The 25,719-nt window shown below is 67.9% G+C and carries 17 protein-coding genes and 5 tRNA genes; 12 read left to right on the forward strand and 10 right to left on the reverse strand.

Features of this window, described 5'->3' with window-relative positions:
• Positions 1 to 122 precede the first annotated feature (122 nt).
• The 9 genes from clpX (at position 123) to PGB34_RS14525 (ending at position 6,774) form a co-directional block, all read left to right on the forward strand.
• A complete protein-coding gene (gene clpX / locus PGB34_RS14485; protein ID WP_271428787.1) occupies positions 123 to 1,394 on the forward strand; it encodes an ATP-dependent Clp protease ATP-binding subunit ClpX in 1,272 nt (423 codons plus the stop codon).
• Between the two features lie 140 nt (positions 1,395 to 1,534).
• Positions 1,535 to 3,976, forward strand: a complete 2,442-nt coding sequence (lon, locus tag PGB34_RS14490) for an endopeptidase La (protein WP_271428788.1) — start codon at positions 1,535 to 1,537, stop codon at positions 3,974 to 3,976.
• Positions 3,977 to 4,092: 116 nt separating this feature from the next.
• Positions 4,093 to 4,168 (forward strand) — tRNA-Gly (locus PGB34_RS14495).
• 22 nt (positions 4,169 to 4,190) lie between these two features.
• Positions 4,191 to 4,266 (forward strand) — tRNA-Gly (locus PGB34_RS14500).
• 18 nt (positions 4,267 to 4,284) lie between these two features.
• Positions 4,285 to 4,360 (forward strand) — tRNA-Gly (locus tag PGB34_RS14505).
• Positions 4,361 to 4,421: 61 nt separating this feature from the next.
• Positions 4,422 to 4,495, forward strand: a tRNA-Cys gene (locus tag PGB34_RS14510).
• Positions 4,496 to 4,579: 84 nt separating this feature from the next.
• Positions 4,580 to 4,672, forward strand: a tRNA-Leu gene (locus PGB34_RS14515).
• Between the two features lie 29 nt (positions 4,673 to 4,701).
• Positions 4,702 to 5,343 carry a DUF6806 family protein gene (locus PGB34_RS14520; protein ID WP_271428789.1) on the forward strand — a complete coding sequence of 214 codons (642 nt, stop codon included), beginning with the start codon at positions 4,702 to 4,704 and terminating at the stop codon, positions 5,341 to 5,343.
• 93 nt (positions 5,344 to 5,436) lie between these two features.
• Positions 5,437 to 6,774, forward strand: coding sequence for an MFS transporter (locus tag PGB34_RS14525; protein ID WP_408647895.1), 1,338 nt, complete (start codon positions 5,437 to 5,439; stop codon positions 6,772 to 6,774).
• On the opposite strand, the gene PGB34_RS14530 is transcribed toward PGB34_RS14525, so the two are convergent.
• Genes PGB34_RS14530 through PGB34_RS14540 form a run of 3 tightly spaced genes read right to left on the reverse strand, consistent with a single transcriptional unit; the run spans position 6,758 to position 9,985 of the window.
• Positions 6,758 to 7,555, reverse strand: a complete 798-nt coding sequence (locus PGB34_RS14530) for a PA3715 family protein (RefSeq protein WP_271428791.1) — start codon at positions 7,553 to 7,555, stop codon at positions 6,758 to 6,760. The two genes, PGB34_RS14525 and PGB34_RS14530, sit on opposite strands and share 17 nt — an antisense overlap.
• Entirely contained in the window at positions 7,555 to 8,397 is an 843-nt protein-coding gene (gene murI / locus PGB34_RS14535; RefSeq protein WP_271428792.1) for a glutamate racemase, read from the reverse strand. Before murI ends, PGB34_RS14530 begins: the two co-directional genes overlap by 1 nt.
• Positions 8,398 to 8,434: 37 nt before the next feature.
• Positions 8,435 to 9,985, reverse strand: coding sequence for a fumarate hydratase (locus PGB34_RS14540; protein WP_271428793.1), 1,551 nt, complete (start codon positions 9,983 to 9,985; stop codon positions 8,435 to 8,437).
• Positions 9,986 to 10,149: 164 nt separating this feature from the next.
• Between PGB34_RS14540 and PGB34_RS14545 the strand changes: the two genes are divergently transcribed.
• Complete coding sequence (locus PGB34_RS14545) at positions 10,150 to 10,905, forward strand: SDR family oxidoreductase (protein WP_271428794.1); 756 nt, start codon at positions 10,150 to 10,152, stop codon at positions 10,903 to 10,905.
• Between the two features lie 16 nt (positions 10,906 to 10,921).
• Here the strand turns inward: PGB34_RS14545 and PGB34_RS14550 are convergent, their stop codons facing one another.
• From PGB34_RS14550 to dapC, 6 genes are all read right to left on the reverse strand, one after another.
• A complete protein-coding gene (locus tag PGB34_RS14550; protein ID WP_271428795.1) occupies positions 10,922 to 12,949 on the reverse strand; it encodes an ABC-F family ATP-binding cassette domain-containing protein in 2,028 nt (675 codons plus the stop codon).
• Between the two features lie 76 nt (positions 12,950 to 13,025).
• Positions 13,026 to 13,925 carry a 50S ribosomal protein L3 N(5)-glutamine methyltransferase gene (gene prmB / locus PGB34_RS14555; protein WP_271428796.1) on the reverse strand — a complete coding sequence of 300 codons (900 nt, stop codon included), beginning with the start codon at positions 13,923 to 13,925 and terminating at the stop codon, positions 13,026 to 13,028.
• Positions 13,925 to 15,109 carry a succinyl-diaminopimelate desuccinylase gene (gene dapE / locus PGB34_RS14560; protein WP_271428797.1) on the reverse strand — a complete coding sequence of 395 codons (1,185 nt, stop codon included), beginning with the start codon at positions 15,107 to 15,109 and terminating at the stop codon, positions 13,925 to 13,927. Before dapE ends, prmB begins: the two co-directional genes overlap by 1 nt.
• 105 nt (positions 15,110 to 15,214) lie before the next feature.
• The gene (locus PGB34_RS14565; RefSeq protein ID WP_271428798.1) at positions 15,215 to 16,366 is read right to left on the reverse strand and encodes a PilT/PilU family type 4a pilus ATPase; all 1,152 of its coding nucleotides are present in this window, start codon (positions 16,364 to 16,366) and stop codon (positions 15,215 to 15,217) included.
• Positions 16,367 to 16,443: 77 nt separating this feature from the next.
• On the reverse strand, positions 16,444 to 17,277 hold the full coding sequence (gene dapD / locus PGB34_RS14570) for a 2,3,4,5-tetrahydropyridine-2,6-dicarboxylate N-succinyltransferase (RefSeq protein WP_271428799.1): 834 nt from the start codon (positions 17,275 to 17,277) through the stop codon (positions 16,444 to 16,446).
• A gap of 47 nt (positions 17,278 to 17,324) precedes the next feature.
• Positions 17,325 to 18,536 (reverse strand): succinyldiaminopimelate transaminase, encoded by a 1,212-nt coding sequence (dapC, locus tag PGB34_RS14575; RefSeq protein WP_271428800.1) that lies wholly within the window; start codon positions 18,534 to 18,536, stop codon positions 17,325 to 17,327.
• Positions 18,537 to 18,643: 107 nt separating this feature from the next.
• Between dapC and PGB34_RS14580 the strand changes: the two genes are divergently transcribed.
• Complete coding sequence (locus PGB34_RS14580; RefSeq protein ID WP_271428801.1) at positions 18,644 to 20,116, forward strand: amidase; 1,473 nt, start codon at positions 18,644 to 18,646, stop codon at positions 20,114 to 20,116.
• A 45-nt stretch (positions 20,117 to 20,161) separates the two neighbouring features.
• Here PGB34_RS14580 and argA read toward each other — a convergent pair whose 3' ends face one another.
• Positions 20,162 to 21,511 (reverse strand): amino-acid N-acetyltransferase, encoded by a 1,350-nt coding sequence (gene argA / locus PGB34_RS14585; RefSeq protein ID WP_271428802.1) that lies wholly within the window; start codon positions 21,509 to 21,511, stop codon positions 20,162 to 20,164.
• 145 nt (positions 21,512 to 21,656) lie between these two features.
• On the opposite strand from argA, the gene hrpA reads away from it, so the two are divergent.
• Positions 21,657 to 25,688, forward strand: coding sequence for an ATP-dependent RNA helicase HrpA (gene hrpA, locus PGB34_RS14590; protein ID WP_271428803.1), 4,032 nt, complete (start codon positions 21,657 to 21,659; stop codon positions 25,686 to 25,688).
• Positions 25,689 to 25,719 lie beyond the last annotated feature (31 nt).

Raw genomic sequence — 25,719 nt, forward strand, 5'->3', positions numbered from 1 at the left:
CGGGCAGGTCGCAGGCCTTGCGGCCTATGGCCTCGGCCCGTCGGGTGACGGCGTTTTCCCGTGCGGAAAGCGCCGTTTTGCTTTAGTTATCATTGATTGATTCCCCTGTAGAGGCATTGTCCATGGCCGAGAAAAAAGGCTCTTCCAGCGAAAAGACGCTGTACTGCTCCTTCTGCGGCAAGAGCCAGCACGAGGTCAAGAAACTCATCGCGGGCCCGTCGGTCTTCATCTGCGACGAGTGCATCGACCTGTGCAACGAAATCGTGCGCGAAGAGATGCCGTCGGGCGAGGCCGAACGCGACGCGCGTGGCGACCTGCCCACGCCGCAGGAAATCAAGGCCAACCTCGACAACTACGTGATCGGGCAGGAAGCCGCCAAGCGCATGCTGGCCGTGGCCGTCTACAACCACTACAAGCGCCTGCGCCACAAGGAAAAGGGCGACAAGGCCAAGGACGACGTGGAGCTCAGCAAGAGCAACATCCTGCTGATCGGTCCCACGGGCTCGGGCAAGACGCTGCTGGCCCAGACGCTGGCGCGCCAGCTCGACGTGCCCTTCGTGATGGCCGACGCCACCACGCTGACTGAAGCCGGCTACGTCGGCGAGGACGTCGAGAACATCATCCAGAAGCTGCTGCAAAGCTGCAACTACGAGGTGGACAAGGCCCAGCGCGGCATCGTCTACATCGACGAGATCGACAAGATCTCGCGCAAGTCCGACAACCCCAGCATCACGCGCGACGTGTCGGGCGAGGGCGTGCAGCAGGCGCTGCTCAAACTCATCGAAGGCACGATGGCCAGCATTCCGCCGCAGGGCGGGCGCAAGCACCCGAACCAGGACTTCCTGCAGATCGACACGACCAATATCCTGTTCATCTGCGGCGGCGCCTTCGCCGGCCTGGAGAAGGTGGTGGAGGCCCGCACCGAGGCCTCCGGCATCGGCTTCGGCGCCAGCGTGCGCAGCAAGAAGCAGCGCAGCCTGACCGATGTGTTCCGCGAGGTCGAACCCGAGGATCTGATCAAGTTCGGGTTGATCCCTGAACTGGTGGGCCGCCTGCCCGTGGTCGCCTCGCTGGCCGAGCTCAGCGAGGACGCGCTGATCCAGATCCTGACCGAGCCCCGCAACGCGGTGGTCAAGCAGTTTGCGCGGCTGCTGCAGATGGAAGGGGTGGAGCTGGAAGTGCGGTCCGCTGCGCTGCGCGCCATCGCGCGCAAGGCGCTGGCGCGCAAGACCGGCGCCCGCGGCCTGCGCTCCATCCTCGAGCAGTCTCTGATCGACACCATGTTCGACCTGCCCAATGCCACGAACGTGGAAAAGGTCGTGGTGGACGAATCGACCATTGAAGAGAATCAGGCGCCTTTGCTGGTGTATCGCGAAGCGGCCAAGAAGGCCTGAGCGAGGCCCGCGCGGCGAGCCCCGATTTGACCCTGCTGCCTTCGCGTGCTGTGGGCACGCGTGTGGATGACGGACGGCGCGATGCCTTGAAAATCGCGCCGGGCCGCTCATCTGTGTAGCGTCTTTCCTGAAGGATTTTCATGTCCGGTCACAAGCCTTTGCCACCCGAACCCCTGGACCTGCCGCTGTTGCCCCTGCGCGACGTGGTGGTGTTCCCGCACATGGTGATTCCGCTGTTCGTCGGCCGCCCCAAGAGCATCAAGGCCCTGGAGCTGGCGATGGAAGCCGAGCGCCGCATCATGCTGGTGGCGCAGAAGGCCGCCGCCAAGGACGAGCCCGCCGTGGACGACATGTTCGAAGTCGGCTGCGTCTCCACGATCCTGCAGATGCTCAAGCTGCCCGACGGCACCGTGAAGGTGCTGGTGGAAGGCCAGCAGCGCGCCAGCGTACAGCACATCGAGGACGCCCAGACCCACTTCACCGCCACCGTGCTGCCGCTGGAGCAGGCCGCGGGCGTCGACCTGACCGAGGTCGAGGCGCTGCGCCGCGCCGTGATGCAGCAGTTCGACCAGTACGTCAAGCTCAACAAGAAGATCCCGCCCGAGATCCTCACGTCCATCTCCAGCATCGACGACCCCGGCCGGCTGGCCGACACCATCGCGGCGCATCTGCCGCTGAAGCTGGACAACAAGCAGGCCGTGCTGGACCTCTCCGAGGTGAAGGCGCGCCTGGAGAACCTGTTCGCGCAGCTCGAGCGCGAGGTCGACATCCTCAACGTCGACAAGAAGATCCGCGGCCGCGTGAAGCGCCAGATGGAGAAGAACCAGCGCGACTTCTACCTCAACGAGCAGGTCAAGGCGATCCAGAAGGAGCTGGGCGAAGGCGAAGAGGGCGCCGACATCGAGGAAATCGAGAAGAAGATCCTCGCGGCCAAGATGCCCAAGGACGCGCGCAAGAAGGCCGACAGCGAGCTCAAGAAGCTCAAGCTGATGTCGCCCATGTCAGCAGAGGCCACCGTGGTGCGCAACTACATCGACGTGCTGGTGGGGCTGCCCTGGGCCAAGAAGACCAAGATCAAACACGACCTGGCCAACGCCGAGGGGGTGCTCAACGAAGACCACTTCGGCCTTGAGAAGGTCAAGGACCGCATCCTCGAGTACCTCGCGGTGCAGCAGCGCGTGGACAAGGTCAAGGCACCGATCCTGTGCCTGGTCGGGCCGCCGGGCGTGGGCAAGACCTCGCTGGGCCAGTCCATCGCCAAGGCGACGGGGCGCAAGTACGTGCGCATGGCGCTGGGCGGCATGCGCGACGAGGCCGAGATCCGCGGTCACCGTCGCACCTACATCGGCGCGCTGCCGGGCAAGGTGCTGCAGAGCCTGAACAAGGTGGGCACGCGCAATCCGCTGTTCCTGCTCGATGAGATCGACAAGCTGGGCACGGATTTCCGCGGCGACCCGTCTTCGGCGCTGCTGGAGGTGCTGGATCCGGAGCAGAACCACACCTTCGCCGACCACTACGTCGAGGTCGACTTCGACCTTTCCGACGTGATGTTCGTGGCCACCTCGAACTCGATGAACATTCCGCCAGCGCTGCTGGACCGGATGGAAGTGATCCGCCTGTCGGGCTACACCGAGGACGAGAAGACCAGCATTGCGCTGAAGTACCTGCTGCCCAAGCAGATGGAGAACAACGGCGTCAAGAATGAGGAGCTGCACGTCAGTGAAGACGCGGTGCGCGACATCGTGCGCTACTACACGCGTGAGGCCGGCGTACGTTCGCTCGAGCGCGAGCTCTCCAAGATCTGCCGCAAGGTGGTCAAGGGCCTGCAGCTCAAGAAGCTGGAGCCCAAGGTCGAGGTCACGAGCGAGAACCTCAACGAATTCCTGGGCGTGCGCAAGTTCAGCTTCGGCCGTGCCGAGCAGCAGAACCAGGTGGGCCAGGTGGTCGGCCTGGCCTGGACGGAGGTGGGCGGCGATCTGCTGACCATCGAGGCGGCCACGGTGCCGGGCAAGGGCATCATCACGCGCACGGGCTCGCTGGGCGATGTGATGAAGGAATCGGTGGAAGCCGCCCGCACCGTGGTGCGCAGCCGCGCCCAGCGCCTGGGCATCAAGGACGAGCTCTTCGAGAAGCGCGACATCCACATCCACGTGCCCGATGGCGCCACGCCGAAAGACGGCCCCAGCGCCGGTGCCGCGATGACCACGGCCTTCGTGTCGGCGCTGACCGGCATCCCGGTGCGCAGCGACGTCGCCATGACCGGCGAGATCACGCTGCGCGGCGAGGTGACGGCCATCGGCGGCTTGAAGGAAAAGCTGCTGGCCGCGCTGCGCGGCGGCATCAAGACGGTGCTGATTCCGGAAGAGAACGCCAAGGACCTGCAGGAAATTCCCGAGAACGTGAAGAACGGGCTCGAGATCGTGCCGGTCAAATGGATCGACAAGGTGCTGGAAGTGGCCCTGGAGAAGATGCCCGTGCCCTTGACCGACGAGGAAGTGGCTGCTTCTCAGGCTGCCGCCGCCGAGCTCGCCAAGCAGCGCGCGGCAGCGCCGGTGCAGGGCGGCGATTCGGTCAAGCACTGACAACTTTTTTGCGCCCGGCTTGTCCGGGTGCAGGAAAGAGGTATATACTGCAGGGCTTCCGACAAACGGAAGAAACAAGCAGAAGTCAGGACTTGAATGGGTTTTGACAACTGAATGCGGGAATAGCTCAGTTGGTAGAGCGCAACCTTGCCAAGGTTGAGGTCGACGGTTCGAGACCGTTTTCCCGCTCCAATGTTTCTTTCGTGTCAGAGATGCGGGAATAGCTCAGTTGGTAGAGCGCAACCTTGCCAAGGTTGAGGTCGACGGTTCGAGACCGTTTTCCCGCTCCACTCTCTTTTGTCAGATACGCGGGAATAGCTCAGTTGGTAGAGCGCAACCTTGCCAAGGTTGAGGTCGACGGTTCGAGACCGTTTTCCCGCTCCAGTTTCGAGAAAGGGAAGCCCAGGCTTCCTTTTTTTTCAGGAGCTCGCAAGGCTTCTGACAGGGCGCGATAGCAAAGCGGTTATGCCCCGGATTGCAAATCCGGTTAGACCAGTTCGACTCTGGTTCGCGCCTCCAAAATTTTCGGACAGCCCCGTTCAACGGCGATCCCGGTGAACGGGGCTGTTCCGTTTTTGGGTTATCGTCGTTCGTCCCCAGGCGGCCCGGATGGTGAAATTGGTAGACACTGCGGACTTAAAATCCGCCGCTTTCCTGCGAAGGGGCATGCGGGTTCGAGCCCCGCTCCGGGCACCATCAACACGAGTACAAAAAAGGAGCTGCTCATGCCTCGCTACAACGCTCCATTCGAGATTCATGTGCACGGCGACGTGCCGTTGCGCTCCGATGTGACCTTTGCCCAGATCCAGGAGGCGCTCAAGCCCCTGTGGGTCTATGCCGGTGCCAAATCGCTGGCCGACGGCGCCTCCAGTTCCTACGAGGAAGAACCCGGCATCCGCTACGAGCAGAAGGAGCACGTGCTGCAGATCTGCTGGACGGTGTCGGGCGACGAAGATTTCCGCCAGGCGCTTGACGAAATGTGCATGGGCCTGAACGAGCTGGCCCACCAGGGCGCTGCGATCGAAGTCACCTTCTATGACACCGAGTTCGATGAGGAAGAAGGCGGCGATCCGCAGGAAGAGTCGCGCGACGACTTCGTGATGCTCTTCGTGGGCCCCAACCCGGCCGCCATCATGCAGGTGCAGCGCGATCTGCTGGTGGAGGACGTGGTCAACCTCATGGAGCGCCACTTCGACGGCGCCGAACTCGGCGGCGTGGTCTCCGAGATCGACAAGCTGTTCAGCGACCGCTTCGATGCGCTGGTCAACTCGCTGGAGATCGGCAAGCCGCCGCGCGGCAGCGGCGGTGGTGGCTCCGGCGGCCCGTCGGGCCATGGCGGTGGTCGCCGCCCGCGCCATCTGCACTGATCGGCCCGGCAAGGCCTGACACAAGCGCCTCCTTCGGGAGGCGTTCGTGTTTCCGGCGCCCGGGCGTCACGGCTGCACGGCAAGGCCTTGGTTATGCTCGCCCGCATCCCGCTTCTGGAGCCTTGTGTGTCCTCTTCTTCCCCGGCCGTGCTGCGGCCCGGCGTGCGCAAGCGCGAAGTGTTTGGCTGGGCCATGTACGACTTCGCCAACTCCGGCTACACCACCGTGGTCATCACGGCGGTCTTCGCGGCCTACTTCGTCGGCGGGGTGGCCCAGGGTGCACCCTGGGCCACCTTCGCCTGGACGCTGGCCCTGAGCATCTCCTACGCGCTGGTGATGCTCACCATGCCCGCCATCGGCGCCTGGGCCGATCGCCACGGGGCGAAGAAAAAGGTGCTGATGAGCACCACCGCGGCCTGCGTGGCGGGCACGGCGGCGCTGGCCCTGACGCCGCAGTTCCAGGGTTCGACGGCGGTGGCCCTGGCGATGCTGCTGGTGGTGCTGTCCAACACCTTCTATTCCTATGGCGAATCGCTCACCGGCGCCTTTTTGCCCGAGCTGGCCACGGCAGAAGGCATGGGCAAGGTCAGTGGCTGGGGCTGGGCCCTGGGCTACGTGGGCGGCATGCTCACCCTGGGCGTGTGCCTGGCCTATGTGTTGTGGGCGCAGGGCCGCGGCTTGCCGGCCGCGCATTTCGTGCCGGTCACCTTGCTCATCACGGCTGCGGTGTATGCGCTGGCCGCCTGCGTCACCTTCAGCCTGCTGCCGGAGCGCGCGCAGCCGCAGCAGCAGGCGGCTCCCAGTGCCTGGCGCCAGTTGCAGCAGACCTTTGGCCGCGCGCGGGCGCATCGCGACTTCATGTGGCTGCTGGCCTGCACCGTGTGCTACCAGGGCGGCGTGGCCGTGGCCATCACCCTGGCCGCCATCTATGCCGAACAGGTGATCGGCTTCGTGCCCAGCGAAACCATGGTGCTGATCTTCGTGCTCAACCTCGCGGCGGCGGGCGGCGCCTTCGCCTTCGGCTATCTGCAGGATGCGCTGGGCCACCGGCCCGCGCTGGCGGCGTCGCTGGTGGTGTGGGTGGCCGTGTGCGTGATCGCAGCAATGGTCACGACCAAGGGCGGCTTCTGGTGGGCCGCCGCGCTCGCGGGCCTGGCGATGGGCGCCAGCCAGTCGGCCGGGCGCGCCATGACGGGCGTGCTGGCACCGCCGGCGCAACTGGCCGAGTTCTTCGGGCTGTGGACCTTCGCGACGCGCCTGGCCAGCATCATCGGACCGCTGTCCTATGGCGCCATCACCTGGATGACCGGCGGCAACCAGCGCATCGCGATCCTCTGCACCACGGTACTGTTCATCGCCGGCATGCTGCTGTTGCTTCCCCTGAACATGGCCCGCGGGCGCCAGGCGGCCCTGGTCAACGCGGGGACTTGAGCGCGGCGGACTTGGCGGGCGCAGGGGTTGCGTAGCCCTGGCCGTCATGCCGCAGGCGCAGCGGCGTGTGGCGGCTCGGTCCGGTGTGTTCCAGGCACTGGCCATCGGGCTGCAGGCGCGCCCGGCTGGGGGTCAAGGTGCGCGCGATGACGAGGTCGGCCCAGCGCTGGCCCGGCTCGGCATCGACGCTCAGTTGCGAGCGCAGCCGCTCGAACTGGCCGTCGCATTGCAGGTCCCAGCGGCCGCTGTCGCGGTCCATCTCGGTTTCGGCCAGCACTTCCAGGATCTTTTTGCCCTGCGGCAGGTACAGGCGCAGGCTCTCGCTGGCAAAGGGCGCCGCCAGTTCGTCGCCGCGGTAGCGCGCCCGCAGGCCAAAGGCGCGCTGGCCGGTGGCCAGCAGAAAGCGTGAGGTGTCGATGCGCAACTCCTGCAGCGCCGCGCCGCTTTCGACCAGCGCGGCGCTCTGGTAGCTCTGCGCAATCACCGCGTCGCGCTCGGTGTTGCCGTTGTCGGGGCGCTGGATCAGCAGCACGGCCAGGTCCAGGCTGCGCTGACCCGTGGGCATGGCTGGCTCCTCCAGGGGCTGCAGCGGCAGCACGACGATGCTGCGTCCGGCAAAGGCCGGCCAGGCCTTGCAGGCGGCCAGACCATGGTCCAGCGAGCGGTTCGGGTACAGGCGCGCCTGCATGCGTTCGGCCAGGCCGCTTTCGCAGGCAGCCTGCGCGGCTGTGCTGCCCAGCAACAGGCATAGCAGCAGGGCAGGGCAGGCGAGCGCGCGCATCAGGCCCCTGCGGGCGCGGGGTTCGGGCGCGCGTCGACCTCGGCATGCAGCCAGCGCTGCGCCGCCTGATGCAGCAGGGCGGCGTCGCCGCTGCTGAGCAGTTGCAGCGAGCCCGGCGCGTCGCGCGTGCTCAGCAGATCGGCCGCGCGCAGCAGCCGCTGGGTCTGCTGCGCGACGGGAATGCCGGTGTCGATGAAGCGCAATGCCGCCGGCGCATGCGCCTGCAGCTGCGCGCGCACCAGCGGGTAATGGGTGCAGCCCAGCACCACGGTGTCGGCCTGCCCCGGGGCATCGCCCAGCGGGCCGGCCTGCTCCATGTAGCGAGCGCAGAGCTCGGCCACGCCGGCATCGTCAAAAGCCTCGATGGCGCGCACCAGCCCGTCGCAAGGCACCGCGCGCACCTGCACCTGGGCGCCGTAGGCCGCCTGCAGCGCTGCGTACTTGGCGCTGGCCAGCGTGCCGCGCGTGGCCAGCACGGCCACGCTGCCCGTGCGCGTGGCCGCCACGGCGGGCTTGAGGCCCGGCTCCAGCCCCACCAGCGGCAGCGCGGGGTATTCGGCCCGCAGAACGTGGATGGCGGCCGTGGTGGCCGTGTTGCAGGCCACCACGAGCGCCTTGATGCCGTGGCTGCGCACCAGCAGCTCGGTCACGGCGCGCGTGCGTTCGATCACATAGGCGTCGCCGCGCTCGCCATAAGGCGCATAGGCGGTGTCGGCGTAGTAGACGAAGTGCTCGTGCGGCATCAGCGCCCGCAGCGCCCGCAGCACGCTCAAGCCTCCCACACCGCTGTCGAACACGCCGATCGGCGAGCTGCCGTCGGGCGATGGGAGCAGGGGAGGCATGTGCATCGGAGCGGCGCGCGGGCGTGCGGTGGGACGATCAGGCCTCGGCCAGCGCGATGCCCTTGAACTCGCCGCTGGCGATGCGCTTGCTCCATTCGGCCGGGCCAGTGATGTGGGCGCTGGTGCCGCCCGCATCCACGGCCACGGTCACGGGCATGTCGACCACGTCGAACTCGTAGATGGCCTCCATGCCCAGGTCCTCGAAGCCCACCACCTTGGCAGTCTTGATGGCCTTGCTGACCAGGTAGGCGGCGCCGCCCACGGCCATCAGGTAGGCGCTCTTGTGCTTCTGGATGGCCTCGATGGCGACCGGGCCGCGCTCGGACTTGCCGATCATCGCGATCAGGCCGGTCTGGGCCAGCATCATGTCGGTGAACTTGTCCATGCGCGTGGCGGTGGTGGGGCCGGCCGGGCCCACGGCCTCGTCACGCACCGGGTCGACGGGGCCCACGTAGTAGATCACGCGGTTGGTGAAGTCCACGGGCAGCGGCTCGCCCTTGGCCAGCATGTCCTGGATGCGCTTGTGGGCGGCATCGCGGCCGGTCAGCATCTTGCCGTTGAGCAGCAGGGTGTCGCCCGGCTTCCAGCTCGCGACTTCTTCCTTGGTCAGCGTGTTGAGGTCGACCTTCTTGCTCTTGTTGTAGTCGGGCGCCCAGCCCACCTGGGGCCACAGGTCCAGCGAAGGCGGGTCCAGGTAGACCGGCCCCGAGCCGTCGAGCACGAAGTGCGCGTGGCGCGTGGCGGCGCAATTGGGGATCATGGCCACGGGCTTGCTGGCCGCGTGCGTGGGGTACATCTTGATCTTGACGTCCAGCACGGTGGTGAGGCCGCCCAGGCCCTGCGCGCCGATGCCCAGGGCATTGACCTTCTCATACAACTCCAGGCGCAGTTCCTCCACCTGGCTCAGCTTCTCGCCCTTGCCGGCCTTGGCCTGCAGTTCGTACATGTCCAGGTCGTCCATCAGCGACTCCTTGGCCATCAGCACCGCCTTCTCGGCCGTGCCGCCGATGCCGATGCCCAGCATGCCCGGCGGGCACCAGCCGGCGCCCATGGTGGGCACGGTTTTGAGCACCCAGTCGACGATGGAGTCGCTGGGGTTGAGCATCACCATCTTGCTCTTGTTCTCGCTGCCGCCGCCCTTGGCCGCGACCGTGATGTCCACGGTGTTGCCGGGCACCAGCTCGGTGAAGATCACGGCCGGCGTGTTGTCCTTGGTGTTCTTGCGCGCGAAGTGCGGGTCGGCCACGACGGAGGCGCGCAGCGTGTTGTCGGGGTGGTTGTAGCCGCGGCGCACGCCTTCGTTGATCGCGTCGTCCAGGCTGCCGGTGAAGCCTTCCCAGCGCACGTCCATGCCCACCTTGAGGAACACGTTGACGATGCCGGTGTCCTGGCAGATCGGGCGCTGGCCGGTCGCGCTCATCTTGCTGTTGGTGAGGATCTGCGCCATCGCGTCCTTGGCCGCCGGGCTTTGTTCGCGCGCATAGGCGCGAGCCAGGTGCGCGATGTAGTCCGTCGGGTGGTAGTAGCTGATGTACTGCAAGGCAGCGGCGATCGATTCGATCAGGTCGGCTTGGCGGATCGTGGTCATGGTGTCGTCGTGGGGATGGAACAAAGCCCGTCTGCTGCGGGTCTTCACCGATTATCTCCGCGGGGCCCGCAGGCCGTGCGCCGCCCCCGCCATGTCTGGCCGCGGGACGAGGTGAGAATTCCCCGCAGCTGCAGGAATCACCAGAAAGAAGGAAGGAGTCGCAGATGCAAGCAATGCCCAAGGGCACGATCCTGGTCACCGGCGGCAGCCGGGGCATCGGGGCACAGACGGTGCGGCTGGCTGCGCAGGCCGGCCATGCCGTGTGTTTCACCTACCAGTCGCGTGCCGAGACGGCGCAGTCACTGGTGCGCGAGCTGACGCAGGCCGGTGCCCGCGTCCATGCGGTGCAGGCCGAAGTACGCGATGGCGCCGGCGCGGCAGCGCTGCTGCAGCAAGTTCCTTCGGACTTTCCGCCGCTCGTGGGCCTGGTCAACAACGTGGGCATCACGGGGCCGCTGGGGCCTTTCGACAAGCTCAGCGAAGCGACCTTGCGCGATGTGTTCGAGGTGAATGTGGTGGGTGCCATGTTGCTGGCCCAGCAGGTGCTCCAGCGCTGGCAGGCCGCCCCTGCGCCCGGGCGCAGCATCGTGAACGTCTCTTCCATCGCGGCCACGCTGGGCGCACCGGGCGAATACGTGCACTACGCCGCCTCCAAGGCCGCGCTGGAGGCCTTCACCGTCGGTCTGGCGAAGGAGGTGGCGCCGCAGGGCGTGCGCGTGAACTGCGTCTCCCCCGGCACCACGCTGACCGAGATCCACGCCACGGCTGGCGAGCCCGGCCGGCCACAGCGCGTGGCCGCGCGCATCCCGATGGGCCGCGCGGGCGAGGCCGAGGAGATCGCGCAGGCCATCGTCTGGCTGCTGTCGCCACAGGCCTCCTATGCCACAGGCAGCGTGCTGAAGGTGGCGGGCGGTCTGTAGCCGCCCCTGTCCGTCTTCAGCCCTGCAGCGCTTCGAGCTGCTCTGAAAGCGCCAGCCAGCGCTCTTCCAGGCTCGCCACTTCGTCATCGATCTGCTTGAGCCGACGGCCCGCTTCTGCAATCTGCGCGGGAGGCAGCGGCTGCATCAGCTCGGCCTCGCGCGCTGATTTCTCCGTGCCCAAGGCGGCCAGGCGGGTATCGATCTGCGTCAGTTCCTTGCGCAGCGGGCGGCTCTGCTCGGCCAACTGCTGGCGGGCCTGGGCGTCGCGCTGGCGTTGGGCGCGTCCGCCATCGGCAGGCGGTGCCGGCGTGGGCGCGGGCGGCGCGAGCTCAGCGGCCACAGGGGCCGGGGCTGCTGCCGCGGCCGTCGCGGCGGCCTGGGTCTGCTGGCGGGCCAGCTCGCGCTGGCGCTTGGCTTCCTCCAGCAGGTAGCGCTGGTAGTCGTCCAGGTCGCCATCGAAGTCCTTGACCACGCCGCGGCCCACCAGCCAGAACTCGTCGCACACCGAACGCAGCAGCGCGCGGTCGTGGCTCACCAGCATCAGCGTGCCCTCGAACTCGTTGAGCGCCACGGCCAGCGCCTCGCGGGTGGCCAGGTCCAGGTGGTTGGTGGGCTCGTCCAGCAGCAGCAGGTTGGGGCGCTGCCACACCATCATGGCCAGCACCAGGCGCGCTTTCTCGCCGCCGCTCATGGTGCCCACGGGCTGCTTGACCATGTCGCCGCTGAAGTTGAAGCTGCCCAGGAAGCCGCGCAGGTCCTGCTCGGTGCTGCGGCCTGGCGCGTTGGGGCCCAGGTCGCGCGCCAGGCGCACCATGTGCTCCAGCGGGTTGCTTTCAGGGTGCAGCACGTCCAGCTCCTGCTGCGCGAAGTAGCCGATGTTCAGGCCTTTGCCTTCGGTCACGGTGCCGGCCAGCGCGCCCATCTCGCGCGCGATGGTCTTGACGAAGGTGGACTTGCCCTGGCCGTTGGCGCCCAGGATGCCGATGCGCTGGCCCGCCAGCACCGAGCGGTTCACGCCCGTGAGGATGACCTTGGGCGCAGCACCTTCCTGCACGTAGCCGAAGCTGGCCTCGCTCACGGAGAGCATGGGGTTGGGGATGTTGGCCGGCTCCTTGAACTCGAACTGGAAGTCGGCTTCGGCCAGCAGCGGCGCCACTTTTTCCATGCGCTCCAGCGCCTTGACGCGGCTTTGCGCCTGCTTGGCCTTGCTGGCCTTGGCCTTGAAGCGGTCGATGAACTTCTGCAGGTGGGCGATCTTCTCCTGCTGCTTCGCGAAGGCCTGCTGCTGCTGCTCCATCTGCAGCGCGCGCATCTCTTCGAACTTGCTGTAGTTGCCGCCGTAGCGCGTGAGCCTGGCATGCTCGATGTGCAAGGTCACGTCGGTCACCGCGTCGAGGAACTCGCGGTCGTGGCTGATCACGATCATGGTGCCGGCGTATTTCTGCAGCCAGCTTTCAAGCCACACCAGGGCGTCCAGGTCCAGGTGGTTGGTGGGCTCGTCCAGAAGCAGCAGGTCGCTCGGGCACATCAGCGCGCGCGCCAGTTGCAGCCGCATGCGCCAGCCGCCCGAGAAGCTGTCCACGGGGTTGTCCAGCTCATGCACCTGGAAGCCCAGGCCCAGGATCAGCGCCTGTGCGCGCGGCACGGCGTCGTGCTCGCCCGCGTCGTGCAGGTCGGTGTAGGCCTGGGCCAGGGCCATGCCGGCCTCGGCATCGTCCGGCTCGGCCAGGTGCGCGGCTTCGGCAGCCCGCAGCCGGCTGCGCGCTTCCACAAGGCGCGTGTCGCCCGTCACCACGAAATCGGTGGCCGACTCCTGGGTCTCGGGCATGTTCTGCGCCACCTGGGCCAGGCGCCATTGCCGGGGCATGGAAAAGTCGCCGCCGTCTTCATGCAGCGTGCCGTTGAACAGCGCGAACAGCGTGGACTTGCCGGCGCCGTTGCGGCCCACCAGGCCCACCTTCTCGCCGGGGTTGAGGGTGACCGTCGCGCCGTCCAGCAGCACTTTGGCGCTGCGGCGCAGGATGACGTTCTTGAGGATGATCATTTGGAAAAGGGAATGCAGGCTTCGCGCGGCTGGGTGCCGTGCGAATCAAAAGGGGTGTGCCGCCTTGGCCGTCGGGCTAGGGAAGCAGCGCTTCGCGCGTGAGCAGCAGCACCGCATCTTCGCCCGCGCTGGTGTCGAGCCAGATGGCTTCCAGCGTCGGGAAGGCGGCCTCGAAGTTCTCGCGCTCGTTGCCGATCTCCAGCACCAGCACGGCACGCTCGCTCATGCGGCTGGGTGCATCGCGCAGCAACTGGCGGATGAAATCCATGCCGTCGCTGCCGCCGTGCAGGTTGCCCGAGAGCGCCATTTCGGGCTCGGCCAGGTATTCGGCCGGCAGCGCGGCCATGCTCTGCGCATTGACGTACGGCGGGTTGCACACAATCAGGTCATACGGGCCGGGCAGGGCGGCCAGGCCGTCGGAGGTCTTGAGCGTCACGCGCGCATCGAGCTGGTGCCGCGTGATGTTGATGGCCGCCACTTCCAGGGCCTCGGGCGAAAGGTCGGCCGCATCCACCTGCACCTCGGGCCAGGCCATGGCGGCCAGCACGGCCAGGCTGCCGTTGCCGGTGCACAGGTCCAGCACACGGCGCGTGTGTTCGCCCAGCCAGTGGTCGATGCTGCCGTCGGCCAGCAGTTCGGCGATGAAGCTGCGCGGCACGATGGCGCGCTCGTCCACGTAGAAGGGCACGCCCTGCAGCCAGGCCTCGCGCGTGAGGTAGGCGGCGGGCTTGCGGCTGGCGATGCGCTCATCGATGAGCGCGCGCACCTGCGCCGTGCTGCCGGGCGAGACCTCGCGCGCGGCCGCACCGTCGAGGTCGTCCAGCGGCAGCCGCAGGCGCCACAGCACCAGCCAGGCGGCTTCGTCGAAAGCGTTGGCGGTGCCATGGCCAAAGGCCACGCCGGCCTCGCTCAGGCGTTGGGCGGACTCCTCCACCAGGTCGATCACGGTGGGCGCGCGGGCCGGCTCCTGCGCCATCACGCCGCCACCATGCGCAGCGCGCCGTCCAGCCTCTGGATCACGCGGCGGTAGGTGTTCTTCAGCGTCTCGATGGCCGCCACTTCCACATGCTCGTCGATCTTGTGGATGCTGGCGTTGACCGGGCCCAGCTCCACCACCTGCGCGCAGATCTTTGCGATGAAGCGCGCGTCGCTGGTGCCGCCGCTGGTGGACAGCTCGGTGGCGAAGCCGCACTCTTGCTCGATGGCCGATTGCACGGCCGCCACCAGCTCGCCCGGCGGCGTGAGGAAGGGCAGGCCGCCCACGGTCCACGTCAGCTCGTACTGCAGGCCATGGCGGTCCAGCACCTCGTGCACGCGCTGCTGCAGCGATTCGGGCGTGGACTCGGTCGAGAAGCGGAAGTTGAAGTCGACCACCGCGTTGCCGGGGATCACGTTGCTGGCGCCCGTGCCCGCATGGAAATTGCTGATCTGCCAGCTGGTGGGCTGGAAGAAGGCATTGCCAGCGTCCCAGCCGCCCGCGGCGTTGATGGCCACAAGCTCGGCCAGCGCGGGCGCGAACGCGTGCACCGGGTTGAGCGCCAGTTGCGGGTAGGCGATGTGGCCCTGCACGCCCTGCACCGTGAGCCTGCCACTCATGGTGCCGCGGCGGCCGTTCTTGATCATGTCGCCGCAGCGCGAGACCGAGGTCGGCTCGCCGACGATGCAGTAGTCCAGCTGCTCGCCGCGCGCGGCCAGCTGGTTGCACACCACCACCGTGCCATCGACGGCCGGGCCTTCCTCGTCGCTGGTCAGCAGCAGCGCCAGGCCCAGCGGCGTATCGGGCTGCGCGGCCAGGAACTCCTCGATGGCGACCACGAAGGCGGCCAGCGAGCTTTTCATGTCGCAGGCGCCACGGCCATAGAGCTTGCCGTCGCGGTGCGTGGGCGTGAAGGGCGGGCTGCTCCATTGATCGAGCGGGCCGGTGGGCACCACGTCGGTGTGGCCGGCAAAGACCAGGGTGCGCGTGGGGCCCGTGCCCACGGGGCGGCGCAGGGCCCAGAGGTTGCGCACGCGGAATTCCGCCGGGCCGCTTTCGATGGTTTCAAGCGCAAAGCCCTGGCGGGCCAGGCGTTCGCCCAGCAGCTGCTGGCAGCCGGCGTCCTGCGGTGTGACGGAAGGGCAGGCGATCAGGGCTTCGGCGAGTTGGAGGGTGGCGGACATGGGCGGAAGGTTCGGGAGTTCGGTTCGGGCGTGCCGCCATGTCCTGCCCCCGGCGCTGCCGGCGGGCGATGGCCAGGCCCTGCGAACGGGCCCGGCGCTGCGGGATCAGTGGTGCACGTCCAGCGTGATTTCGGTGAAGGAAGGGGACTCGGCCTGTTCCATCAGCGGACGATCGGTCTGCTGCGCGGGCGCTGCCACGTTGCGGTTCTGCAGGCGCCACAGCAGGTCGGTGGGCGAATCGGCATGGGCCAGGCCTTCGTCGCGCTCCACGGTGCCGTCCAGGATCATGGCCGCGATCGCTTCCTCGAAGGTCTGCGAGCCCTCGGCCATGGACTGGGCCATGGCCTCCTTGATGCCCGAGAAGTCGGACTTCTCGATCAGCTCGGCCACCAGCGCGGTGTTGAGCATGATCTCGACGGCGGGCTGGCGCGTGTTGTGCGGCGTGCGCAGCAGGCGCTGGGCCACCACGGCGCGCAGCGCGCCGGCCAGGTCGCCCAGCAGCGTGGGCCGCACCTCCACAGGGTAGAAGCTCAGGATGCGGTTGAGTGCGCGGTAGGCGTTGTTGGCGTGGAGCGTGGCCAGCACCAGGTGGCCCGACTGCGCATAAGCGATGGCGGCCGTCATGGTGTCGCGGTCGCGGATCTCGCCGATCTGGATCACGTCAGGCGCCTGGCGCAGGGCGTTCTTCAGCGCCACGCCCAGCGACTCGGTGTCGGTGCCGATCTCGCGCTGGTTGACCACCGAGCGCTTGCTGCGGAAGGTGAACTCGATCGGGTCCTCGATGGTCAGGATGTGGCCCGAGGCGCGCTGGTTGCGGTAGTCCAGCATCGAGGCCATGGTGGTGGTCTTGCCGGCGCCCGTGGAGCCCACCATCAGGATCAGCCCGCGCTTTTCCATGATCAGGGTCTTGAGGATCGGAGGCAGGTGCAACTGCTCGAAGTCCGGGATCTCGTGCTGCACGTAGCGCACCACGCCCGAATAGCTGCCGCGCTGGCGCATGGCGCTGACGCGAAAGCTGCCCACGCCCGGCAGCGGCACGGCGGTGTTGAGCTCGCCGGTGCGCAGCAGCTCCTCGACACGGTGGGCCGGCAGGATCTCGCGCAGCAGCTCCAGCGGCGCGTCGGGCGGCAGCAGCTGGGAGTTGACGGGCAGGCACTGCCCGTTGATGCGGATCTGCGCAGGCGCGCCCGGTGAGAGGTACACGTCCGAGGCCTTGCGTTCGGCCATCAGGCGAAGAATGCGCTCCATCGTTCCCATCGACATGTCCTCCTGGCTGCGTTGTTTCCTGCAAGCTTGGGGCGGGCCATCTGCGTGGCCGCGCCCCATGCGCGTCCTCAGTCCCGAAGCAGATCGTTCAGGCTGGTTTTCGAGCGGGTCTGCGCGTCCACCGTCTTGACGATCACGGCCGCGTAGGTGCTGTAGTCCTGGCCCGACTTGGTCTTCTTGGGCAGGTTGCCGCTGATCACCACCGAGCCCGAGGGCACGCGGCCATAGCTGATCTCGCCGGTGTCGCGGTTGAAGATGGGGGTGCTCTGGCCGATGTACACGCCCATGCCCAGCACCGAGTTCTCTTCGACGATCACGCCTTCGACCACTTCCGAGCGTGCGCCGATGAAGCAGTTGTCTTCGATGATGGTGGGGCCGGCCTGCAGCGGCTCCAGCACGCCGCCGATGCCCACGCCGCCCGACAGGTGCACGTTGGCGCCGATCTGCGCGCAGCTGCCCACGGTGGCCCAGGTGTCGACCATGGTGCCTTCGCCCACATAGGCGCCGATGTTCACGTAGCTGGGCATCAGGATCGCGCCCTTGGCCACGAAGCTGCCGCGGCGCGCCACGGCCGGCGGCACCACGCGCACGCCGGTGGCGCGCAGGGCGTCTTCGGACTGGCCCGAGAACTTGGTTTGGACCTTGTCGAAGAAGGACAGGTCGCCCGACTGCATGAGCGCGTTGTCCTTCAGGCGGAAGGACAGCAGCACCGCCTTCTTGATCCACTGGTGCACGGTCCACTGGCCCACGCCTTCGCGGGTGGCTACGCGCAGCTTGCCGGTGTCCAGCTCGGCGATCACGTGTTCGACGGCGTCCTGCACCTCCTTGGGCGCCGACTGGGGCGAAAGGCTGGCGCGGTTGTCCCACGCGTTGTCGATGAGCTGTTGCAGTTGCTGGGTCATGGTGTGCACTAACAAGGAATCAGAAGGAAAAAGCTGCGCGGCGCCTTTCAGGCAGCGACCGGGCGGCGGCAGAAATCGGCGATGCGTTGCGCGGCCTCCACGCATTCGGCGGTGTCGGCGACCAGCGCCATCCGAATGCGCCCCCGACCGGGGTTGTGGCCCTGCCACTCGCGGGCCAGGTAGCTGCCCGGCAGCACCGTGACATTGTATTGAGCGTAGAGCGCGCGGGCGAAGGCCGCGTCGTCGCCCTGCCAGGCGGCGGGCACGCCGGCCCAGAGGTAGAAGCTGGCATCGGGCAGGCGCACGTCCAGCACGGGCTCCAGCAGCGGCGTGACGGCCGCGAACTTGGCGCGGTACTGGGCGCGGTTGTCCACCACATGGGCCTCGTCGCCCCAGGCGGCGATGCTGGCGGCGGCCACGCTGCCGCTCATGGCGCTGCCGTGGTAGGTGCGGTAGAGCAGGAAGTTCCTGATGATGCCTGCGTCGCCGGCCACGAAGCCGCTGCGCAGGCCGGGCACGTTGCTGCGCTTGGACAGCGAGGTCAGCGCGATCAGCCGGCGGAAGTCCTGTCGGCCCAGTTGCGCCGCCGCTTCGAGGCCGCCCAGCGGCGGCTCGTCGCGGAAGTAGATCTCGCTGTAGCACTCGTCGGAGGCGATCACGAAGCCATGGCGGTCCGACAGCTCGAACAGCTTGCGCCACTCCTGAAGCGGCATCACGGCGCCCGTGGGGTTGCCCGGCGAACACACGTACACCAGCTGGGTGCGGGCCCAGACCTGCTCGGGCACGCTGTCCCAGTCCACCGCGAAATTGCGTGCCGGGTCGCTGGGTGCGTACCAGACTTCGGCGCCGGCCAGCAGGGCCGCGCCTTCGTAGATCTGATAGAAGGGATTGGGCGAGACCACCACGGGCGCAGGTGATTTCGTCCCATCCACCACCGTCTGCGCCAGCGCGAACAGCGCCTCGCGCGAACCGTTGACGGGCAGCACCTGTGTGGCTGCGTCCAGCGCCAGGCCATAGCGGCGCTGCAGCCAGCCGGTGAAGGACTGGCGCAGCTTCATGTCGCCGGCCGTGGCCGGGTAGCCGGCCAGGGCGTCCAGGCCGCCGATCAGCGCCTGCTTGATGAAGTCGGGCGTGGGGTGTTTGGGTTCGCCGATGCCCAGGCTGATGGGCGCGTAGGCGGCATCGGGCACGACGCCCGCGAAGAGCTGCCGCAGCCGCTCGAAAGGGTAGGGCTGCAGCTTGGCAAGCAGGGGATTCATGGCGGGCGATTATCGGGGTCTGAGCAGCCAGAAACCCGGTGCGCCCATGTGTGGCACGAAAGGTGCAGACTCGGCAGCTTTTCATCGCGCAAACACAGAGAGCAAGAATGACTTTGGCAATGAGCTGGGACGAATGGACCTCCCACGATGCAGTGGGCCTGGCCGAGCGCGTGCGCAAGGGCGAACTGAGCGCGGCCGAGCTGGCGCGCCAGGCCGCGGCCGGCGTGCAGAAGATCAACCCGGCCGTCAGCGCCGTGGTCGAGGTGTTCGAGGATGTGGTGGCCGACCCGCTCAAGGACGGCCTCAACCCGCAGGGGCCGCTGGCCGGCGTGCCCTTCTTCATGAAGGACCTGGGGCCCACGCTCAAGGGCCGGCTGCAGGAGCAGGGTTCGCTGTTCATGCGCGGCAACCGCGGCTCGCAGGACGCCTGGCTCACCCGGCAGATGCGCAAGGCCGGCCTGAACCTGATCGGCCGCACCACCACGCCGGAGTTCGGCGTCTGCAGCTCGGCCGAGAACCCCGCCGTGTACGTCACGCGCAACCCCTGGAACACCGACTACACCACCTGCGGCTCTTCCGCAGGAACGGCGGCGGCCGTGGCTGCGGGCGTGGTGCCGCTGTCGCACGCCACCGATGGCGGCGGCTCCATCCGCATCCCGGCCGGCTTCAACGGCAACATCGGCCTCAAGCCCTCGCGCGGCGTGCTGTCCATCGGCCCCAACCTGTCGGACATCACGGGCTATGTGTCCACCCAGGGCTGCCACAGCCGCACGGTGCGCGACACGGCGGCCTTCATCGACGCCTGCCGCGGCGGCGCGCCGGGCGAGTTCATGCCCTACTGGACGCCGGCCGAGCCTTATATGCAGCTGATCCAGCGCGACCCGGGCAAGCTGCGCATCGCGCTGTCGCATGAATGGGGCGACTATCGCGCCACGCCAGACATCGTGGCCGAGCTGGAGAAGGCCGGCCGCTTCCTCGAGGGCCTGGGCCACCAGGTCGAGTGGGCGCTGCCGCAGGCCGACCTGCGCGCCGCCTTCGCGGCCCAGACCACCTGCTACATCAGCAATTTCGCCCAGGTCATCAACGGCCTGCTGGCCAGCCGGGGGCTGGATCGCCCACCGGCCGACTTGTTCGAGCCCATCAACATCCGCATCTGGGAAGCGGGCAAGGACCTCTCATACACCGAGCGCCACCGGATGCAGGGCGTGTTCAACAGCACGGCCCGCGCCTTCGGCGAGTTCTTCGAAGACTGGGACATCATCCTCACGCCCATCACCGCCAAGCCCACGCCGCCCGTGGGCACCACCGAGTACCTGACGATCAGCGACAACCCCGACGTGCTCGACTGGTTCGACAACCTGTGGAAGTTCTTCTCGTACACGCCGCTGTCCAACCTGTGCGGCATTCCGGGTATCTCGCTGCCCATGGCCAGCCAGGACAACGGCCTGCCTTTTGGCATCCACGCCCAGGCGCGCCAGGCCAATGACGGCCTGCTGCTGCAGCTGGCCGCGCAGATCGAACGGGCCCTGGGCGGACGCTGGAACGACGGCCGCCGCCCGGGCGTGCACGTCGCGGCCTAAGCGAGGGCCAGGAAGAAGGCGCGGCGACGTGGGCGCCGCGCCGCCTCACTTCAGCTTTTTCACCAGCACCTGGCTGCGGCGGTCCCAGTTGTATTTCTTCTTGCGCGCCTCGGGCAGCCAGTCGGGGTTGACCTGCTGGAAGCCGCGCTTGATGAACCAGTGCATGGTGCGCGTGGTCAGCACGAAGATGCTGTCCAGGCCCAGCGCGCGGGCGCGCAGCTCGATGCGCCGCAGCAGCTTCTCGCCGTCGCCCTGGCCCTGGGACTGCGGCGAGACCGTGAGCGCGGCCATCTCCGCCGTGGCCGCCTCGGGGTAGGGGTAGAGCGCGGCACAGCCGAAGATCACGCCGTCGTGCTCCACCACGGTGTACTGTTGGATGTCGCGCTCGATCTCGGTGCGGCTGCGCTTGACCAGCGTGCCATCGCGCTCGAAAGGCTCGATCAGCTGCAGGATGCCGCCGATGTCGTCCACGTCGGCTTCGCGCACCGACTCCAGTTTCTCGTCCACCACCATGGTGCCGATGCCGTCGTGCACATAGATTTCCAGCAGCAGCGCGCCGTCGACGGCAAAGGGCAGGATGTGGCTGCGCTCCACGCCGCCTTCGCAGGCCTTGACGCAATGCTGCAGGTAGAAGGCCGTGTCGGACGGCCGCTGCGCCGGCTCCAGCGTGGCCAGCAGCTTCTTGGCGGCATCCAGCGGCAGCTCGGTGTCGATGGCGTTCTCGTCGTCCACGGGCCGGGTCGGGTCCAGGGCAATGCCGGGCACTTCGGTCAGGAAGATCAGCTTGTCGGCCTGAATGGACACGGCCACGCTGGTCGCCACTTCCTCCATGGTCAGGTTGAAGGCCTCGCCCGTGGGCGAGAAGCCGAAGGGCGACATCAGCACCATGCTGCCCGCGTCCAGTGATCGGCGGATGCCGGCCGCATCGACCTTGCGCACCAGACCCGAATGCTGGAAGTCCACGCCATCCACCACGCCCACCGGGCGCGCGGTGATGAAGTTGCCCGAGATCATGCGCACCGTGGAGCCCGCCATCGGCGTGTTGGGCAGGCCCTGGCTGAAGGCCGCCTCGATCTCGTAGCGCAACTGGCCGGCGGCCTCCTGCGCGCAATCGAGTGCCACTTCGTCCGTCACGCGGATGCCGTGCGAATAGCGCGGCTCATGGCCCTTGGCGCGAAGCTGCTCGTTCACCTGTGGCCGGAAGCCATGCACCAGCACGATCTTCACGCCCATGGACTGGATCAGCGCCAGGTCCTGCGCAATGGCCGGCAGCTTGCCCGCCGCGATGGCTTCCCCTGCCACCGCCACCACGAAGGTCTTGCCCCGGTGCATGTGGATGTAGGGCGCCACCGAACGGAACCAGGGCACGAAGGTGAAGTTGAAGACGGCGGACATGGGCGGGGCGGCGGATGGGGCGATGAGGGACAGCGGATTGTCCATGAAGCCATGGCGCTGGAGCGGCCATCCGCGCCCGGGCCCGTGCGTGGCGTGGGGCTCGTGGTGCATGAACGACGCGCTGTTCCGATAATCGCGGGCTTCTATGAATGTTCCCCCGTCCTCTTCGGCCGCTCCCGCCGCGGCGCCGCGCGCCCCCCTGGCCATCCACTTCCCCGAATCGCTGCCCGTCAGCGGCAAGCGCGACGACATCATGGCCGCCATCGCGGCGCATCAGGTGGTCATCGTCTGCGGCGAAACGGGATCGGGCAAGACCACGCAGTTGCCCAAGATCGCGCTGGCGCTGGGCCGCGGCAAGCTCAATGCGCAGCCCGGTCGGGGCCGGCTCATCGGCCACACGCAGCCGCGGCGCATCGCCGCCAGTTCGGTGGCCAAGCGCATTGCCGAGGAACTGAAGACGCCGCTGGGCGAGGTGGTGGGCTACAAGGTCCGCTTCCAGGACCGGCTCAGCCGCGATGCCTCGGTCAAGCTGATGACCGACGGCATCCTGCTGGCCGAGACGCAGACCGATCCCTTGCTCAAGGCCTACGACACGCTGATCATCGACGAGGCACACGAGCGCTCGCTGAACATCGACTTCCTGCTGGGCTACCTCAAGGAGATCCTGCCGCGGCGGCCCGACCTGAAGGTGATCGTCACCTCGGCCACCATCGATGCGGATCGCTTTGCCAAGCATTTCGAAAGCACCAAGGGGCTGGCGCCGATCATCTATGTGTCGGGCCGCACCTTCCCGGTCGAGATGCGCTACCGGCCCTTCGAGGAATCGAAGGAGTTCGATCTCAACGACGCGATTGCCGACGGCGTGGACGAGCTCTGGCAGGGCAACGCGGGCGGCGACATCCTGGTCTTCCTGCCCGGCGAGCGCGAGATCCGCGAGGCCGCGGACCACCTGCGCAAGCACCTGTCGCACCACCCGGTGATGCGCAGCGCCGAAGTGCTGCCGCTGTTCGCACGCCTGTCGCAGGCCGAGCAGGACCGCATCTTCGACGGCCACACGGGTCGGCGCATCGTGCTGGCCACCAATGTTGCCGAAACCTCGTTGACGGTGCCGGGCATCCGCTACGTGATCGATGCAGGCACGGCGCGCGTGAAGCGTTATGCCTTCCGCAGCAAGGTCGAGCAGCTGCTGGTCGAGCCCGTGAGCCAGGCCGCGGCCAACCAGCGCGCCGGGCGCTGCGGGCGCGTGGCCAACGGCATCTGCATCCGCCTGTACGACGAGAAGGACTTCAACAGCCGGCCGCGCTTCACCGATCCGGAGATCCTGCGCTCTTCGCTGGCCGGTGTGATCCTGCGGATGAAGTCGCTGCACCTGGGCGACGTGGCCGCTTTCCCTTTCCTCGAAGCACCCTCAGGCCGCGCGATTGCCGACGGCTACCAGCTGCTGCAGGAACTGGGTGCCATGGGCGAGGCCAACCAGCTCACGCCCATTGGCGCGGAGCTGGCCCGGCTGCCGCTGGACCCGCGCGTGGGCCGCATGATCCTGGAGGCGCGCAGCCGCGGCGCGCTGGAAGAGGTGCTGGTCATCGCCAGCGCCATGAGCGTGCAGGACGTGCGCGACCGGCCGCTGGAGGCGCAGCAGCAGGCCGACCAGGCGCATGCCAAGTTCGATGACGAGAAGAGCGAGTTCAGCGGCTACCTCACTTTGTGGAAGTGGATCAACGACGCCCGTGGCGGCGCGCCCGTGGCCCACAGCCGGCGCGAAATGCAGGCCGCCACGCAGGGCCCCAGGAAGGCCAGCGCCGCCGTGCTGCCCATCGCGCAGCGATTGCAGCAACAGGCGGTGCCGGCTGCGCCTGCAGCGGCCGCCCCCGCGCCCACCCACAAGCTCAGCAACCGCCAGTACGAACAGCTGCTGCGCCAGAACTTCGTCAACGTGCGCCGCGTGCGCGAATGGCGCGACATCCATTCGCAGCTGCTCACGGTGGTGAACGAGCACAAGTGGAAGCTCAATGCGGCGCCGGCCTCCTACGAGGCCATCCACAAGTCCATGCTGGCCGGCCTGCTGGGCAACATCGGATGGAAGCTGGACGAGGAGGGCGGCTCGTCCTCGGGCGAGTACCTGGGCGCGCGCGGCATCAAGTTCCACCGCCATCCGGGCGCGCACCTGCGCAAGCGGCCCGGGCGCTGGATCGTCTGTGCCGAACTGGTCGAGACCACGCGCCTGTTCGGCCGCGGCATCGCCAACATCGAGCCCCAATGGATCGAGGAAGTGGCGGGCCACCTGCTCAAGAAGCAGCTGCTGGACCCGCACTGGGAGAAGAAGGAGGCGCGCGTTGCGGCCTTCGAGCGCGCCACGCTCTATGGCCTGGTGGTCTACAGCGGCCGGCGCGTGGACTTTGCCAAGGCCGATGCAGCCGGCGCGCGCGAGATCTTCATCCGCGAAGCGCTGGTGGCCGGCGAGTGGGAGACGCAATTGCCCTTCCTGGCCGCCAACCGCAAGCTGGTGCGCGAGGTCGAAGGGCTGGAGCACAAGTCGCGCCGGCAGGACGTGCTGGTGGACGAGGCGCTGATCTACGCCTTCTATGACGCGCATGTGCCGCAGGACGTGGCCGACGGCCGCAGCTTCGAGCACTGGTGGCGCGAGGGCGCCAAGGCGCAGCCGCGACTGCTGTTCCTGAGCAAGGAAGAGCTGATGCGCCACCAGGCCGCGGGCATCACCACGCAGGCCTTCCCGCCCACGGTGAAGCTGGGTGGCGTGGATTGCGCGGCGGTGTACCTGCACCAGCCCGGCGACGCGCGCGATGGGCTGACGGTGACCGTGCCCCTGTTCGTGCTCAACCAGGTCAGCGAGGAGCGCTGCGAATGGCTGGTGCCGGGCATGCTCAAGGACAAGGTGCAGGCGCTGCTCAAGAGCCTGCCGCAGAAGCCGCGCGCGCGCTTCGTGCCGCTGGCCGAGTCGGCCGCCCGGCTGGCCGGCGAGCTGGGCGCGCGCGAAGCCTTCGGCAGCGGCTCGCTCACCGACGCGCTGCTCAAGCGCGTGCGTGACGAGACCAGCCTGGACGTGAAGCGTGCCGACTTCAAGCTCGATATGCTGCCGGCACACTTGTTCATGAACCTCGTGGTGGTCGATGAGCATGGCCGCCAGCTGGGCATGGGCCGCAACCTGGGCGCGCTCAAGGGCGAGCTGGGCGCCAAGGCCCGCGGCGCGTTCCAGGCCCTGGCCGGGCTGCGCGTGCGCGAGGCACCTGCGGCCAAGGCCCCGGCCGCCCCGGCACCCGCTCAGGCCGCGGCCAAAAAGTCTGCATCGGCGCCCCCCGCGCCGGCTGCGGCCCAGCGCTACACCGCCTGGACCTTCGGCGAGCTGCCCGAGCTCATGGAAGTGCGGCGTGGCGCGCAATCGCTGGTGGGCTTTCCGGCCCTGGTCGATGGCGGCGATGCCGTCACCATCGAAGTCTTCGACGAGCCCGAGGCCGCTTCGGCCAGGCACCGTGCAGGCCTGCGCCGGCTGGTGGCGCTGCAGATCAAGGACGCGCTGAAGTACCTCGAAAAGAACATTCCCGACCTGCAGAAGATGGCCGTGGCCTACATGCCGTTGGGCACGATGGAGGAACTGCGCGCGCAGATCATCGACCTGGCCGTGGACCGCGCCTTCCTGCAGGATCCCTTGCCCACCGATGCGGCCGGCTTTGCGCGGCGCGTGGAAGAAGGCCGCGGGCGCCTGACGCTGATCGCCAATGAAGTGGCCCGGCTGGCCTTGACCGTGCTGACCGAATACGCGCTGGCCGCACGCAAGATCAAGGACACCAAGAACGCACCCGAGGCCGTGAAGGACGCGCAGGAGCAGTTGCAGCGGCTCGTGCCCAAGCGCTTCATTGCCGAGGCGCCCTGGTCGCAGCTGCAGCACTTTGCGCGCTACCTCAAGGCCATCGTGCTGCGGCTGGACAAGCTGCGCGCCGACCCCGCGCGCGACGCTGCAAAGCTGGCCGAGCTGCGACCACAGGAGCAGCGCTACTGGCGCCTGGTGGCCGAGCGCAAGGGCGCGGTGGATGCGCGCATGCTCGAGTTCCGCTGGCTTCTGGAAGAACTGCGCGTGAGCTTCTTCGCGCAGGAACTTCGCACGCCACAGCCAGTCAGTCTCAAGCGGCTGGACAAGGCCTGGGCGCAGCTGCAAAGCTGAGTGCGCGCTGCTGCGTCCTGGCGCCGCATCA

This window comes from Xenophilus arseniciresistens, from assembly GCF_028023875.1.
GTDB lineage: Bacteria > Pseudomonadota > Gammaproteobacteria > Burkholderiales > Burkholderiaceae_C > Xenophilus > Xenophilus arseniciresistens.